We start from the raw sequence: 15,704 nt of genomic DNA, 5'->3' as shown, positions 1-15,704 counted from the left end.
TTTAGAGTTAGAATATAATTGGGTTGCCATGTTGTAAGCCTGGAGGAATTATGCTTAAAAAAGAATTAAGGTTACGCAAAAAATCAGGCTTTAAAGAAATATTTGAACGTGGTAAAAATTTTTCTGTAAAATATGCTGCTATCTATATTTTCAGAGGTAAACACCAGAGATTTGGATTTATAGCTTCCAAAAAGGTTGGAAATTCAGTCCAAAGGAATCGTGCTAAAAGATTATTGCGAGAAGTTGTACGATTACATATCTCTCAAATAAAACCTGATTTACAAATTATTTTTATTGCAAGGACTAAGATCAAAGGAGTTTCCTTTGCTGAAGTAGAAACTTCTATCATGTTAATGCTAAAAAAAGCAAATGCTTTAATCATCACGAAATGAGTCATTTCAAATGAGACAATTAGTAATTTTTATTTTGCGTTTTTACCAAAAGTTTATTTCACCGCTTAAAGGTCAGACATGCCGTTTTTATCCCACATGTTCTGAGTATTCTATTCAAGCATTAAAAAAATATGGTTTTTTTCGAGGGAGTTATAAATCACTCGTTAGAATATTAAAATGCCACCCGTTTCACCCGGGAGGGCATGATCCAGTTTAAGGAGGGCTTTTGTGAGTATTATTGTTCAATGGATGACTTACTTATTAAATATTTTCTATAATTTATCGTCTGCTCTGGGACTTCCTAATTATGGTGTAGCAATCATTTTGCTGACAATTTTGATTAAGACCATTATATATCCGTTAACTTATAAACAAATGGCTTCAATGCGAAAAACTGTTGATCTTCAGCCGAAGATTAAGGCAATACAAGCCAAACATAAAAATGACAAAGAAAAAGCCAATGCCGAAATTATGGAGTTGTATAAAGAGCATCAAGTGAATCCAATGGGTGGTTGTTTGCCTATTGTTATTCAATTGCCGATTTTTTGGGGTTTATATAGTACTTTGCGTAATTTCCCCTATGGTGCATCTGCCAATGCAGCTCACTGGTTTTTAGGGTTTGATTTGACTAAAATCTATGGGTTTACTCTTAGTTATCACATTATTTTGCCTCTTTTTGCAGCGGCAACGACGTTCTTACAAACAAAAGTTACGAATCCAAATGCTTCATCTGATCCGACACAAAAAACGATGTTATACATAATGCCTTTATTTTTTGCTTATATTAGCGCTACGGTACCATCTGGTTTGGCCTTGTATTGGGTGACAATGAACTGTGTATCGATACTTCAACAATTATATATTAATCGAAAATTATCAAATCAAAAGAAAAGCGCTGTATAGATAACGGGGAAGACGCGAGGAGGGATCGTTCATGAGGATAGTAGAGAAAACCGGAAAAACGGTTGAAGAAGCGATCGCCGCTGGGATTCAGGAATTAGCAGTTGATAGAAAATATGTCCAGGTTGAAATTATTGAGGAACCTGCTAAGAAGGGCCTGTTTGGACTTTTTGGAACTAAGCTGGCAAAAGTAAGAGTGACTTACCAAGATGATCCTGGTCAGTTGGCTACGGAATTCATTCTTAGTGTTTGTAAGGCTATGGGTGTCAAAGCCGAAACTCAGGTTAAAAAGGATTCTGAACACTGGCATATTAATATAACAGGACCCGAACTTGGAATATTAATTGGTCGTCGAGGAGATACATTAGATGCTCTGCAATATTTAACAAATTTAGCCGTCGCTAAACAATTATCGGAACGTGTTCGTATCGTTGTAGATGTTGAAGGTTATAGAATCCGGCGTGAGGATACTCTTATTCGTCTAGCGAAACGCTTATCAGATAAGGTTAAAAGAACCGGCGTTAAAATTGTCTTAGAACCTATGAATCCCCACGAACGGAGAATAATTCATACTTCTTTGCAGGATGATAATAGGATTTCAACCTTTAGTGAGGGTGATGATCCTAATCGGCGAGTAGTTATTGCTCCAAAAAGAGGCTAAAAGAACTATTCTTTATTAGCCGCCTTCAAACTTAATTATTTAGCAATCAAGGTGGATAAGTTGAGGGGGATTAACCCCTCTTTTTTATACTATCAAACCTCTATCTCGCTAACGGCTTCACTGCTGAATGAGAAATCATTTCCAGGGCAGAAAGTATAAACTTTGAGTTCAACTAATCTGCTGATTTTTCCGGAGGCTCAACTCGAGCTAAGCATTCTTAGAGAGTATAACCTTCGGTTATGCTTTCCTTTCGATAATTTGTTATGGAGATGATCAAGTGGAAGAAACGATTGTTGCTCCGGCTACTGCCATGGGAGAAGCCAGTATTCATATTATCCGTCTAAGCGGACCCGATTCGGCTAGAATTATTGGCGAATGTTTTGTACCTAAATCAAAAGAGCGCTGGTCTCTTCAAGGAAATTTTACGTTATACCTTGGTACTTTTAAAGATGGAGAGCGTGTACTGGATGAGGTTCTGATTAGCAAAATGTCTGCTCCTAATTCTTTTACAGGGGAAGATGTCTATGAAATAAATTGTCATGGCGGACCTTTTATTGCTCAAAGAATATTAAATACCTGTCTTCGCCATGGTGCTCACCTTGCAGAACCGGGGGAGTTTTCTAAAAGAGCTTTTTTAAATGGCAAATTAGATTTAGTACAAGCAGAAGCCATTATCGATCTTATTACTTCAAAAACCGAATCATCTGCAGATCTGGCCTTATCTCAGCTTAGTGGGGGATTGTCAAAACAAATCATGGATCTAAGGGAAAAGATCCTAGAAATTTTAGCTTTTATCGAAGCCGGAATTGATTTTCCTGAAGATGACGTTGAAAGTTTAGATCGTAATGCACTAAATTACCGCATTGAAAAGGCAATCTCTATAACTAATGATTTATTGAAGGGCAGCAAGACCGGTAAAATATTACGTGAAGGGCTGCTTACGGTAATCGCGGGGCGGCCAAACGTAGGTAAATCTAGTCTTCTTAATGCTCTGTTAAAAGAAGAACGGGCTATTGTGACGGATATTCCAGGGACAACGAGAGACGAAATAAGGGAATCAGTCAATGTCGGAGGAATACTCTTACAATTGGTGGATACTGCCGGGATTTGGGAAAGCGAGGATACTGTTGAAAGGATCGGAATAGAGAGAACCTGGGCTGCCTTAAAAAAGGCCGATCTTATTATTTTAGTAATTCAGGCAAATGTTCCGTTTTCGGAGGAAGAGTTAACAATTTTTCAAACCTATGCTGAGAAAGTTATTGTGCTCGTTAATAAAATCGATTTGCTTAACAATGAAATACTTAGTATAAATAATATTGAGCATTGGATTCCTTTTTCTGTGCTCCTTCACCAAGGGTTTGACAAACTCGAGGAAGAAATCAAACGAAGAGTTTACCAGGGGGAAGTAAAAAATTATTCGGAGCCATTGCTCTCGAATGCACGTCAAATTTCTTCTTTGGAACATAGTTATACAGCTCTCCAACAGGCGAAGAGCAGCTTAAATTCTTTGATGCCCTGGGATATTATCTCAATTGATATTCGTCAAGCGCTTCAATATATTTCTGAACTCACCGGGCACAATGTACAGGAATCTCTATTAGAAGATATTTTTTCACGATTTTGTATTGGAAAGTAGGTTTAATCTTGGAATATTTTGCTGGAAACTATGATGTAATTGTTGTTGGCGCTGGTCATGCAGGCTGTGAAGCAGCCTTAGCATCTGCCAGGTTAGGATGTAAAACGCTGCTTATTACTTTGAATCTTGACACAATCGCCCACATGCCCTGCAATCCGTCAATTGGTGGTCCGGCGAAGGGACATTTGGTTCGCGAAATCGATGCCCTGGGAGGAGAGATGGGGATTAATGCAGATACAACCTCCCTGCAAGTAAAAATGTTAAATACCGGCAAAGGACCTGCTGTTTATGCATTACGGGTCCAATCTGATAAGCAGGCTTATCAGAATAACATGCGTACTGTTTTGTTTAACCAGCCTAATTTAACGGTTATTCAAGGATTGGCGGAACGGTTAGTTGTTGAAAACTATCAGATGGCCGGAGTTGTGACAAGAACCGGCGCGCGATTTGAATCTCAAAATATTGTCTTAACCAGTGGTACCTATCTTCGCGGCAGAATTATTATTGGTGATTCAATGTACGAGGGTGGACCCAATGGACAAATGCCTTCCCTATGTCTTTCTGAATCTCTAAAAGATGCCGGAATAGAGTTAGGCAGATTTAAAACGGGAACTCCTCCTCGAATACACCGACTTTCTGTTGATTATTCTGAACTTAAAGTGCAACCAGGTGATGATTCTCTTTGGAAATTTTCTTTTCTTCCTACTAAGAGTATTTTCTGGCAGGATGACCCCACAAAACAAGTTCCTTGCTGGCTTGGTTATACTTCTAAGAAAACTCACGAAATCATTAAAGAAAATCTTTATCGTGCACCTCTTTATTCCGGTAAAATAGAGGGAATTGGTCCTAGGTATTGTCCTTCAATAGAAGATAAAGTTGTGCGTTTTGCCGATCGTGATGCCCATCAGATTTTTCTTGAACCTGAAGGTTGGAATACCGATGAATTGTATGTGGCCGGATTATCTACCAGTATGCCTGAAGAGGTTCAAGTACAAATTCTGCAAAGTATTCCCGGCTTAAATCATGTAAAAATGCTTCGACCTGGATATGCTATTGAATATGATTACGTTTTTCCACACCAATTGTCTTTAGGTCTTGAAGTACGTCAACTGCCTGGCTTATTTACAGCGGGCCAATTAAATGGTACTTCAGGTTATGAAGAAGCTGCAGCTCAGGGTTTAATTGCCGGTATTAATGCAGCAATGCGTTGTTTAGATAAAGATCCGTTTGTTTTGCGTCGTTCAGATGGATACTTAGGTGTAATGGTCGATGATTTAGTAACAAAGGGTGTAAAGGAACCATATCGCCTTTTAACATCACGTGCCGAATACCGTTTAGTACTAAGGCAGGATAATGCCGATCTTAGGCTTACAGAAAAAGGGCGTAGTATTGGGTTGGTTGATGATGAGCGTTGGATTCGTTTCCAAAGTAAGAAGAATGAGTTGGAGGAAATTAAGCATCTTTGGAAATCAACAGTTTTCTCTCCCTCTAGTCATGATTTAGGGAGGGTAATGGCTGATGCAAATTCGACTCCGGTACGCGGCGGTATAAACGCCCTTGATTTACTCCGTAGACCTGAAATAACATTATCCCATATGAATGAACTAATTCCGGAATTAGCTAACTATTCGAAAGAGGTCTTGGAAGTTGCAGTTATTGAAACTAAATATGCCGGTTATATAGAAAAGCAATGGATGGATATAGAGAAATTCGCCAAAATGGAAGATAGGCTTTTACCTAATGATTTTAATTATACGGAAGTTAAAGGTTTATCTACTGAGGGCAGACAACGTTTAATGGAAGTAAAACCCCGAAACGTGGGTCAGGCGTCACGAATTACAGGAGTTACTCCGGCTGACATTTCAGTATTACTTGTTTTCCTTGAACAACAATTCAGAGGGGGAAATAGGTAATGTTCAAAGACTATGATTCTCAGATGAAAGTTTTGACCTTAGCACATTTAGGTTATGATTTATCGGAACAGCAAATTAACAAGCTATGTCTTTTTGGAGATCTTCTGATCGAGTGGAACAGGAAATTAAACCTTACCAGAATTACAGAACCACTTGAAATAATCTTAAAGCATTTTATTGATTCTATGGTCCTTGGAAAATACATTAAGGGTACTAAATTTGCGGATTTAGGAACGGGCGCTGGGTTTCCAGGAATACCCATTAAAATTCTTCTACCCGAATTAGACGTTTATTTAATTGATTCTCTAAAAAAACGCTTAGATTTTCTAGATATTGTTATAAGTGAATTAGGTTTGAAGAATACGTGGACGATTCACGCACGTGCGGAAGATATTGGACGAGATGCACAATATCGTGCGAAATTTGATAGTGTTGGTTCCAGAGCTGTTGCTCGCCTTCCTGTATTACTGGAGTTTACACTTCCTATTCTTAAAAAGAACGGATTATTTCTTTCGTTAAAAGGCTTACAAGCTAAGGATGAATTGGAAGAATCTAAGGCTGCTCTTAAAGTATTGGGTGCAACTGTAGATTCTATTCAACAATATAGTTTTGGTGAGAGTGCTGAACATCGCGCAGTTATTGTTATAAAAAAGGAAAAGGACACCCCTTCCATCTATCCTCGTAAAGCGGGCATTCCATCGAAATCTCCTATTCACTAATCTCAGCTATTCACGGAGATAGGCCTGGGTTAAGTGCTTTACTAACATAATCGGTAAAGCTCTTTTATACTATCAGCCCTCGTGGCGCTTAACCGTGTCACTGAATAATGGAAATTATTTTTATGGCACAAAGCATATCCTTCGGTTGTATATAGCAGAAGAGTTAATATGTGCGAAGATCGTGTCCTTCTTTTCTAGCAGAAGTGAACTCGGCGGCCGCCTGCGCCAAATGCTTGTCTCCCGCCGAGTTTTCTTTATAGTTTTATGAAGGGAATACGATGTTTGCGTCGAAATAATAGTATTAACACTGAATTTTAGTGAATGAGGAGGTGCGATTTGGACGAGTCACTTGAACAAAGAATGAGAACCAGCAAGACTGACGCTTTAACAACTGAAGAATTCTCAAATCCGCATATCACTACCCGAAACCGCAGGACTAAAAAGAATCGCATTTCTGGAAGAAAACTGCTTTTTATCTCATTATCGATTTTGATCTTATTGCTTGCTATTGGTGTACCGGTTGGGTATTATACGTGGGATCATCATACGATTGTTGAAGGCGTCAAAATTTCCGGGATCAATGTTAGTAATATGTCTCAATTGCAAGCTAAAGCCGCCGTAAATAAAGACATTGAGAGTTTACTAAATCAAACAGTGAAACTTACTGATGGTCAACATGATCAAGATGTTAAATTAGAAGACTTGGGACTGACACTTTCTGCGGACAAGGCTTTAAAAGATGCTTATGGCGTCAGTCGTATTGGCTCCTTATATCAACGAATTAATTCTAAGAGGGAAGCAGCAAAAGGTCTTGACTTTAAACTTACTTCTCAATGGGATGACAAAAAAATGCAAACATGTTTAGATCAACTTTTTGGGCAGTATAATAAACCTGCTGTCGATGCATCTTTTCAAATAACTGACCAAAATGTGATGGTAATTAGCAAAGAACAAGCTGGTTTTGCCTATGATTCAGAGACCTTAAAAACTCAAATCAAAGCTATTAATTACTCAGACCCAGTTAAAGAATTAAAAGTTAATTATCAGGAACAAAAGCCCAAAGTATTAGCCTCCCAACTGGAAGCACAGAAAATCACAGGTCTTTTAGCTTCTTATACAACTCATTTCGATCCTTCACAAACAGCGCGGACTGAGAACGTACAGCTTGCCGCAAAGGCTCTCGATAAAGCTGTTATAAAGCCTGACGATATTCTGTCATTTAATAATATCGTTGGGGAAAGAACTGTCGCCGGCGGTTATAAAGATGCCTATATTATTGTGGATGGTAAATTTGTTCCCGGTTTGGCAGGAGGAATTTGCCAAGTTTCCAGCACATTATACAACACGGGTCTATTAGCTAATTTGGCTGTGGCTCAAAGATCTAATCATGATCTGGCAATTACTTATGCTCCTTTAGGACAGGATGCTACGGTCGCATATCCTGATTTAGATCTAAAGTTTAGAAACAATACAGGTGGATACCTATTAATCCGAACATCGTCCACTTCGAATTCTTTAACGATTGATCTTTATGGTAAAGTTAATCCAGGACAGGAGGTTAATATAACGGACACTACTGAGTCTGTTATTCAACCTGAAGAACAACACGTGGTAGACAAAACACTAAAGCATGGAGAGTCTGTAGTTAAGCAACTTGGTCAGCCCGGATATATTGTTAAGTCAGTCCGTACAGTTAAAGTTAATGGCAACGTTGTTAGTTCAGAGCCTTTGCAGCAGAGCGTTTATAAAGCTCTTCCCAAAATTGTGGATGTTGGACCATGATATGATTTCTGTTCTTCTGGAATAATAATAGTTAATTATAAAAAAGCGTTAAAAAACGCTTTTTTTATTGCTATTGGTTTGATACTATTTAAGGTATGTAAATATTTAAGTTGTGGCAATTAGATAAGAAGGAAGTGTATGCTATTGATATCGAAAGTGATCGCAATTGCCAATCAAAAAGGCGGTGTGGCGAAGACCACGACGGCTATTAATTTGAGTGCCTGTCTTGCGGAGCTTGGATACAAGGTTTTACTAGTTGATTTAGACCCTCAAGGAAATGCAACAAGCGGTATGGGGGTTGCTAAACATAAGTTAAATCGATGTATTTATGATGTACTTATTAACGATGTTCCGATCGAACAGGTTATTCAAAAGTGCGATCAAAAAAATCTTAAAATAGTTCCTGCAAGAATTCTTTTAGCAGGTGCCGAGATTGAGTTAGTTTCCCAAGATTCTCGTGAAACAAAGTTGAAACTTTCATTAAAGAGTGTTGTTAGTGATTTTGATTTTATTTTTATTGATTGTCCTCCTTCACTTGGGCTGCTAACTCTTAACGCTTTAACTGCTGCCACTGATGTATTAATTCCAATTCAATGTGAGTATTATGCTCTTGAGGGGTTGACCCTTCTTATGAATACTTTAGAGCGAGTTCGCAAGCATATCAATCCTAATCTAAACATATTAGGAGCCCTCTTAACGATGTTTGACGCTCGAACAAATTTAGCCATTCAAGTTGTTGATGAGGTTAAAAAGTATTTTCCCCAAAAAGTATTTCAGACAATAATTTCTCGAAATGTAAGACTAAGTGAAGCGCCAAGCCATGGAAAGCCAATCAACAGTTATGACAGCCGTTCTCGAGGTGCCGAAGTTTATCGTGAGTTGGCGAAGGAGGTATTAGAACGTGTCTAAAAAAGGATTAGGGCGTGGTCTTCAGGCGCTCATCTCAGATGAATTTAATGAAAATCCTGTAATTAAAGAAATTCCTATTTCCGATATTGAGCCAAATCCTGATCAGCCCCGGCGTGAATTCGAGGCTCAGGCACTTAACGAATTAGCAGATTCTATCCGCGAACACGGATTGCTGCAACCTATATTAGTTAGGCCTTCCGGGGATCGATATATGATTATTGCCGGAGAGCGACGCTTAAGAGCTGCAAAATTAGCGGGACTCAACCAAATTGAATGTATTGTTCAATTCTGTAATGACCAGCAGATGGCCGAGAGAGCTATTGTTGAAAATATTCAAAGAGCTAACCTTTCGCCCTATGAGGAAGGCATGGCCTATCATCGGCTTATAGATGAATATGGCCTGACTCAAGACCAAGTTGCCCAAAAAGTTGGTAAAGCCCGAACTACCATTGCTAACCTTCTGCGAATTATTCAATTGCCGGATATTATTCTGCAAATGTTAAAAGAAGAAAAACTCTCTCTTGGGCATGCCAAAGTCCTTCTTGGTATCAAGGATTCCTCTCTTCAGGTTATTGCTGCCGAAAAGGCCGTAAGAGAACAGCTTTCTGTTCGCGAGACAGAAGAACTTATTAATAGACTGATGAACCCGAACGAAAAGATTAAACAGACCCCCGCCAAAGCGACTCCTCCCGTGTTGAACAATGTAGAGGATAGGTTAAGAGCAAGCTTTCAAACTAAGGTTCATCTTAAAGGGAATCTTATGCGGGGAAAAATTGAAATACAATACTTTTCGGAAGATGAATTGAACCGGCTGCTAGATTTATGGAATATACAAATGGAATAGGGTTCAATTGAATTCGTTCGACTAAATGAGAATTAGAGCTTCGCTGTGTGGCTGCCTAATGAGATGCCAAAGCTGTAACACACATATAAAGTTCGAAATAGATAGGATTACTAAATTGTTGCCATGTTCCACGTGGAACAATAGTAACAATTAAATCAATTTCGTTTTGAAATTTAGAGTGAATATTTGTTCCACGTGGAACTAATGAGTTTCAGTAGGATCGATATAGTTTGCAAAATATATTAAGCTACAGTCTTTAAAATGTTCCACGTGGAACATAGAACTTGTAGTTTATTTTGCGAGTATCTAATTAAAACTTGAATTAAAATTTAGAGGTAAAACTTATAAAAACAAGCAAAGGTTTTGAATTTATACTTAGGAAGGTGGTAGCTAAGTTGTTAGGTACAATTGTAAATACCATTGCAATTGTTCTCGGAGGAGTAGTTGGACTTTTCTTCGGACAAGCTCTTTAGGAGAAAATGAAAACTACTGTCATCCAAGGAATCGGATTAGTAGTTCTGCTTATTGGCGGTAGTATGGCTTTGCAAACTAAAAATACCCTTATTATTATTGCCAGCCTTGTTTTAGGGGGAATAGTAGGAGAATGGATAGATATAGAACTGCGCCTCGAAAATTTTGGCAAGTGGTTGGAAAGTAAGTTTGCTCGAAAAGGAGAAGAAACAGAGTTTACTAAGGCATTTGTAACTGCAAGTTTGATTTATTGTGTGGGTGCCATGGCGATTATGGGTTCCTTAGAAAGTGGTTTAAAAGGAAACCACAATATTTTATTTGCAAAGGCAATGTTAGATGGAATCTCTGCGGTGGTATTTGCCTCGTCGATGGGAGTTGGTGTTATATTATCGGCTCTTCCTGTGTTTATTTATCAAGGGGCAATTACATTAGGCGCCGGTTTGTTACAGGGAGTTTTATCAGGACAGGTGATTTCAGAGATGGGGGCCACCGGAGGATTGCTGATCGTTGGGATAGGTCTAAATATCCTAGAAATAAAACAAGTAAAAGTGGGCAATCTATTACCGGGGATTTTTATCGCTATTCCAATTACCCTTTTGTTCACGAAACTTCATTTAGGTATGTGAAGAATTACAAATAATTAAGGAGGACTATTCCCTTGACACTAATTACAGGATCACAGCCGACAATATGGCTGGGAATCGGAGTATTAGCAATACTATTAGTTGTAGCATATATTGTTATCATTTTACTATTTAGGCGTATGAAAAAATTTGAAGCGGCATATGTATCACTGAAAACGTTCCTGTCTGGAAATGATTTAGAGGGCCTGCTTCAGGAATATCATCAGAAATTAAATGAACAAAAGGTACAATTGGAACAATGTAGTAAAAGGCTTGATCCTATAGAATTTAAATTAAAAGCTAGTGTTGATCGCGTTCAAATGGTCCGCTATAAAGCATTTGAAAATGTGGGAAGCGATTTAAGTTTTGCTTTGGCCTTTTTAAATCAGGATGGAGATGGAATTGTCTTGAATTCAATTCATAGCCGAGAAGATTCACGTGTCTATGCTAAACCGGTAACAGGAGGACAATCTACTTACTTATTATCGAATGAAGAAAAGGAAGTTATTTCAAACGCAATGGTAGGCCCTAAAATTCCTTAATGGTAATAAGTATTTAAATAAGAACGTGATATGAGAGAGCTTATATTCTCAGACATCTTCCAAACCAGATTAAGACGAGTGTTTTGTAAAACCATATACTCCATAAATCCGCCTACATTGACAATACCCGTCATATGTGCTTCCCCAACTTCAGGCAGCTTTTTGTGAACACCGGCTCCGGGTTGTAAGGGGCCGTCCGCAAGGGTAATACATCCAATTGAATCCATGCGTCCAAGACAGGCATCTACAGCAATAATAAAGGGTTCAAAATAGGAGTCGCGGATTACCTGGATTGTATCTCTGAGATTTGTGGCATGGACAGGATCATCAAGGGTTCCGTAAACAAGAAGTTGGGGGAGTTTTAGGCGTGAAAGCTGTGTACCAATTAAAGGGCCGAGAGCATCTCCGGTAGAACGATCTGTTCCAATGCAAAGAATAATAGTTTGGCGTTTTCTTGCGGAATAAAATAGTTCAGAAAGCCGTGATTCCAATTTTGCTTTAGCGGGATTGTCATCAACGTGGGCTTTAATTTTTTGATGTTCATGGACTAATGAAAAGAAACTCACAAACTACCTCCTAAGTGGTGTATCGTTTTTTTTAATATATTTTCCAAAGTAATGACCATTTATGCATTAGATTTCTTTTCGGACCATAAGTATGATGGCGAGGAGGAAAGTGCATGAAATGGAAAATTACATTTCAAGTAGCTGCTACATATGTGGGAGCTGTTATGGGCGCAGGGTTTGCTTCCGGTCAGGAGATTCAACAGTTCTTTGCACGTTTTGGCAGTTGGGGATTGGCAGGAATCATACTAAGTTCGGCATTGTTTTCATTGTTAGGATGGTGTATGCTTGATCTCCAAAAACGTTGGAAAGTATCGTCATATCCAATGTTCTTTGACCACTTATTAAGCCCAAAGTGGGGAAAATGGGCAGACGGTCTGGTCAGTGTGCTGTTACTAGTAGGAATGATGGCGATGATCTCAGGAAGTGGAGCCTTGTTCTATGAGTACTTTGGTATCTCAAAATGGCTTGGTATTGTATTAACAGTACTTGTTATCGGTATGGCACTTTGGTTTCGTGGTGAAGGTGTTTTGTGGATTAATACAGTGTTAATCCCTTTGAAGTTTACCTTCTGTCTAGGGATTGCAGCTTTGGCAGTCATGCTGGCTAAGTCCGGTGACGGGGAAGGAATCGTTATTTTAGCAAACCCAATGGTAAAAAGCTGGTCTTTTTCGGCAATTTTATATGTTTCTTTTAATCTAACCTTAGCTATGGTAGTTTTTGCATCCTTGGGAAAGGATGTTCAGAGAAGCGGGGCACGTCTGGGTGCAGTATTAGGTGGATTAGCTCTCGGTATTTTTGCCTTCATGATAGGTGCAGCTCTGCTTAGATTTCCTGAGGTGCTTGGTTTAGAAATACCAATGGTAGCCGTAGCAGGTAAACTGGGTGATTGGACGGCATTCTTTTATGTTATTGTTTTATGGTTAGCTATGATAACTGCTGCGATTGGGAATGGATTTAGTTTGATTAGCAGAGTAGTAGAAACGGGAAAACTAAACTACAATCGAACGACTTTGATACTATTAGCGTTGCTATTACCACTTGCAGGCGTAAAGTTTTCTCAAATTGTGCAGTTGATTTACCCGCTGTTTGGATACCTAGGTTTGGTTTTTATGCCAACGATTCTATTTCTATGGATAAAGAGATAAAGACCGTTATCCCGATAGCCTCCGATGGGGAGTATCATACTCGTTTGACTGCAGAGACATTCGTCCAATCCAAATAGCCAGAGTATACGTATGAGTTGCAGTGTGGCTATAAGCTCAAACGCTTGTCGTTATTGCCAGCCACTGCCTAGTTGTACTTTTCCTATCAGACGAAACACTGTCTTCGCACGTGTTAACTTTCCTTGCAGTTTACAACCAAAGTTATTTGCTGATACTGAACAAAAACCGGTTGCAGAAGAGATTGTATTGTTGGCACTCCTAAAAGGGCAAAATTCTAAAATAAGGGGAGTAATAATGACTGAGAAACATTATCTAGTAGGAACGGCAGGACACGTTGATCACGGTAAGACTGAGTTAATACGCGCTCTTTCGGGAATTGAAACCGATCGGCTGAGAGAGGAAAAACAACGGGGTATTTCAATTGAGCTTGGGTTTGCGCATATGGTATTGCCCAGTGGACGAAAAGTAAGTATTGTAGACGTTCCCGGCCATGAACGATTTATTCGGCAGATGTTAGCAGGAGCCAGCGGAATGGACATTGTCCTGCTGGTAATAGCAGCTGATGAGGGAATAATGCCTCAAACTAAAGAACACCTGGATATATTAACGTTATTGGAAATACCTCGCGGCATTGTTGTCCTAAATAAGATAGATCTGGTAGATGAAGAATGGCTTGACCTTATGGAAGAGGATATCATAGAGAAGCTTAAAAATACGGTGTTTGAAAATGTACCCATCTGCCGGGTATCTGCAGTAAAGGGTTTAGGATTAGAACCTTTAAAGAGGGAGATTGATCAGATACTCTCAGAAGTCGAGAGCAAGAAGTCAACAGGCCCTGTAAGAATGCCCATTGACAGGGTTTTTAGCATTCAGGGATTTGGAACAGTAGTAACAGGAACATTACAGAGCGGTACAGTGATTCTCGGACAGGAGCTAGCAATCGAACCAGGGGAGATTAAGGCAAAAGTTCGATCGGTACAAGTTCATAACGAGAAGGTGAAAGAGGCGAGTGCTGGGCAGAGAGTCGCAGTAAATTTAGCGGGTGTTGACGTTGCCGAAGTTGAGCGTGGTTCAGTGTTGGTGACCCCCAACGTGTTTCCAGCAGGAACTATATTAGATCTTTCGCTGCGTAATCTTCCATCTTCCGATAAACCTATTACTCAAAGACAAAGAGTACGCTTTCACATCGGGACAACCGAAGTACTGGGAAGAATTCACCTCTTAAACCATGAGGAACTAACACCGGGTCAAGAAGGGTTTGCCCAAATCCTTCTTGAGGAACCAGTAGCAGTGGCTTCCGGAGATCGGTTTGTCCTAAGATTTTATTCACCTCCACATACAATTGGAGGAGGTAAAATACTAGGAGTGGCGGATTATAAGCAAAAGCGGTTTAAAGAAAATGTACTGGCCCAAATGAGAATAAAAGATCTCGGGGATCCTTTAGATTTATTGGAAAAGGAAATTAGCGAACCGAGAAGTTTTGCCGAACTTGCGACACGCTTGCAGATTAGTACAGATGATTTAGAAAACAGGATAACAATAATGGAAGAGTCTGGAAGGCTAGAAGTGTTAATGGAGGATGATACAAGACTATTATGGGGGAGCGAAGCGGCCAGAAATTGGCGCGAAAGGTTAGTTGAAGTCGTAAGGAACTATGAAACGCACAATCCTCTGCGTCTCGGGATAAGCCGAGGGGAATTAAAAAGCCGCTTAAATAATCAGTGGTCAAATCGTCGTTGGCAAACAGTGCTCGAACAAGGTGCCGAAAAAAACGTATATATTCTAAAAGGAAGTAAAGTTCAATCCATAGATATAGCAAAAATGCCGCAGGAAATAGAAAAGAGGTTAGAAAATCTGAGGGAGAAGTGGCTGTCTCTCAAACTTACGCCACCAGATTTAATAGCTTCTGCAGAGACTCTCGGCATTTCAAAAAATGAAGCGGCAGACTACGCTCAATATTTATGTGACACCGGAGAGTGGATTCATGTTGATCAATATTATTATCCACATATAGAACTTGAGAGAGCGCATGGGCAACTAAAAGAATATCTGGAACATCATGGAGAAATCGGAGTTTCAGAGGTGCGTGAACTTTGGGGGACTTCTAGAAAATATGCCGTGCCATTGCTTGAATATTTTGACCAACAAAAGGTTACGAAACGGATAGGCGACAAAAGAAAACTGTACTAATATTGTCATGACACAGAATTTAATAATTGACACAATGGTGTAACAGATATAAAATATTTAAGTACAAGGGGTAAGTGTTTTATATGTCTGTATTATAACTGTTGTGCGGGGTCTATCCTGGCATTATGCCAGGATTTTTTTTCTCTATCAGACTCCTATGCCGCTTAGCGGCATCACTAATGGATGGAAAATCCATTTTCCTGGGCAGAAGGTATAATCTTCGCTTGTTTACTGCAAGAAGAGTAAATACGTGCGAAGACAGTGTCTTCGTCTGCTGAAATACGTGTAACTAGGCAGCCGCTGGCCAATCCACTCTGCAAACTTAATAGACATTCTTCTGCAGTGTGGATTGACCAAGTGTCTATAAAGCCAAACAAGTGCGATACTCTCCAC

At 39.4% G+C, this 15,704-nt stretch carries 15 protein-coding genes and 1 pseudogene; 14 read left to right on the top strand and 2 right to left on the bottom strand.

The features are described from left to right. Positions 1-50 precede the first annotated feature (50 nt). From rnpA to DESACI_RS22465, 12 genes and pseudogenes are all read left to right on the top strand, one after another. A complete protein-coding gene (gene rnpA / locus DESACI_RS22515; RefSeq protein ID WP_014829532.1) occupies positions 51-392 on the top strand; it encodes a ribonuclease P protein component in 342 nt (113 codons plus the stop codon). 10 nt (positions 393-402) lie between these two features. Continuing rightward, entirely contained in the window at positions 403-609 is a 207-nt protein-coding gene (gene yidD / locus DESACI_RS23945) for a membrane protein insertion efficiency factor YidD (RefSeq protein ID WP_014829531.1), read from the top strand. 11 nt (positions 610-620) lie between these two features. Next, positions 621-1,295, top strand: a complete 675-nt coding sequence (locus DESACI_RS22510) for a YidC/Oxa1 family membrane protein insertase (RefSeq protein ID WP_014829530.1) — start codon at positions 621-623, stop codon at positions 1,293-1,295. A gap of 31 nt (positions 1,296-1,326) precedes the next feature. Continuing rightward, positions 1,327-1,953, top strand: a complete 627-nt coding sequence (gene jag, locus DESACI_RS22505; RefSeq protein WP_014829529.1) for an RNA-binding cell elongation regulator Jag/EloR — start codon at positions 1,327-1,329, stop codon at positions 1,951-1,953. Positions 1,954-2,230: 277 nt separating this feature from the next. Further along, positions 2,231-3,589 (top strand): tRNA uridine-5-carboxymethylaminomethyl(34) synthesis GTPase MnmE, encoded by a 1,359-nt coding sequence (gene mnmE, locus DESACI_RS22500; protein WP_014829528.1) that lies wholly within the window; start codon positions 2,231-2,233, stop codon positions 3,587-3,589. A gap of 8 nt (positions 3,590-3,597) precedes the next feature. Then, a complete protein-coding gene (gene mnmG, locus DESACI_RS22495; protein ID WP_014829527.1) occupies positions 3,598-5,502 on the top strand; it encodes a tRNA uridine-5-carboxymethylaminomethyl(34) synthesis enzyme MnmG in 1,905 nt (634 codons plus the stop codon). After that, a complete protein-coding gene (gene rsmG, locus DESACI_RS22490; RefSeq protein ID WP_014829526.1) occupies positions 5,502-6,221 on the top strand; it encodes a 16S rRNA (guanine(527)-N(7))-methyltransferase RsmG in 720 nt (239 codons plus the stop codon). The genes mnmG and rsmG overlap by 1 nt, the downstream gene beginning before the upstream one ends. 336 nt (positions 6,222-6,557) lie before the next feature. Next, entirely contained in the window at positions 6,558-8,003 is a 1,446-nt protein-coding gene (locus DESACI_RS22485; protein ID WP_014829525.1) for a VanW family protein, read from the top strand. Positions 8,004-8,150: 147 nt separating this feature from the next. Continuing rightward, positions 8,151-8,912, top strand: coding sequence for a ParA family protein (locus DESACI_RS22480; RefSeq protein WP_041276754.1), 762 nt, complete (start codon positions 8,151-8,153; stop codon positions 8,910-8,912). Next, complete coding sequence (locus tag DESACI_RS22475; RefSeq protein ID WP_014829523.1) at positions 8,905-9,756, top strand: ParB/RepB/Spo0J family partition protein; 852 nt, start codon at positions 8,905-8,907, stop codon at positions 9,754-9,756. Before DESACI_RS22480 ends, DESACI_RS22475 begins: the two co-directional genes overlap by 8 nt. Before the next feature lie 395 nt (positions 9,757-10,151). Beyond that, positions 10,152-10,853 (top strand): annotated as a pseudogene (locus tag DESACI_RS22470) (DUF554 domain-containing protein). A gap of 32 nt (positions 10,854-10,885) precedes the next feature. Further along, on the top strand, positions 10,886-11,392 hold the full coding sequence (locus tag DESACI_RS22465; RefSeq protein ID WP_014829521.1) for a DUF4446 family protein: 507 nt from the start codon (positions 10,886-10,888) through the stop codon (positions 11,390-11,392). Here the strand turns inward: DESACI_RS22465 and yyaC are convergent. Then, positions 11,389-11,958 carry a spore protease YyaC gene (gene yyaC / locus DESACI_RS22460; protein ID WP_014829520.1) on the bottom strand — a complete coding sequence of 190 codons (570 nt, stop codon included), beginning with the start codon at positions 11,956-11,958 and terminating at the stop codon, positions 11,389-11,391. The genes DESACI_RS22465 and yyaC overlap by 4 nt on opposite strands. Before the next feature lie 113 nt (positions 11,959-12,071). On the opposite strand from yyaC, the gene DESACI_RS22455 reads away from it, so the two are divergent. Next, entirely contained in the window at positions 12,072-13,103 is a 1,032-nt protein-coding gene (locus tag DESACI_RS22455; RefSeq protein WP_014829519.1) for a YkvI family membrane protein, read from the top strand. A gap of 312 nt (positions 13,104-13,415) precedes the next feature. Beyond that, positions 13,416-15,311 (top strand): selenocysteine-specific translation elongation factor, encoded by a 1,896-nt coding sequence (gene selB / locus DESACI_RS22450; protein ID WP_014829518.1) that lies wholly within the window; start codon positions 13,416-13,418, stop codon positions 15,309-15,311. Positions 15,312-15,487: 176 nt separating this feature from the next. Here selB and DESACI_RS24385 read toward each other — a convergent pair whose 3' ends face one another. Next, a complete protein-coding gene (locus tag DESACI_RS24385; protein ID WP_148271365.1) occupies positions 15,488-15,688 on the bottom strand; it encodes a hypothetical protein in 201 nt (66 codons plus the stop codon). Positions 15,689-15,704: the final 16 nt, after the last annotated feature.

The organism is Desulfosporosinus acidiphilus SJ4, from assembly GCF_000255115.2.
In the GTDB taxonomy this organism is placed as follows: domain Bacteria; phylum Bacillota; class Desulfitobacteriia; order Desulfitobacteriales; family Desulfitobacteriaceae; genus Desulfosporosinus; species Desulfosporosinus acidiphilus.
This window is presented reverse-complemented; position numbering and strand designations above follow the sequence as displayed.

Bases quoted from the DNA above. Each gene is read 5' to 3' on its own strand.
- rnpA (WP_014829532.1), top strand. From the start codon at position 51: ATGCTTAAAAAAGAATTAAGGTTACGCAAAAAATCAGGCTTTAAAGAA.
- rsmG (WP_014829526.1), top strand. From the start codon at position 5,502: ATGTTCAAAGACTATGATTCTCAGATGAAAGTTTTGACCTTAGCACAT.
- selB (WP_014829518.1), top strand. From the start codon at position 13,416: ATGACTGAGAAACATTATCTAGTAGGAACGGCAGGACACGTTGATCAC.
- jag (WP_014829529.1), top strand. From the start codon at position 1,327: ATGAGGATAGTAGAGAAAACCGGAAAAACGGTTGAAGAAGCGATCGCC.
- DESACI_RS22455 (WP_014829519.1), top strand. From the start codon at position 12,072: ATGAAATGGAAAATTACATTTCAAGTAGCTGCTACATATGTGGGAGCT.
- yidD (WP_014829531.1), top strand. From the start codon at position 403: ATGAGACAATTAGTAATTTTTATTTTGCGTTTTTACCAAAAGTTTATT.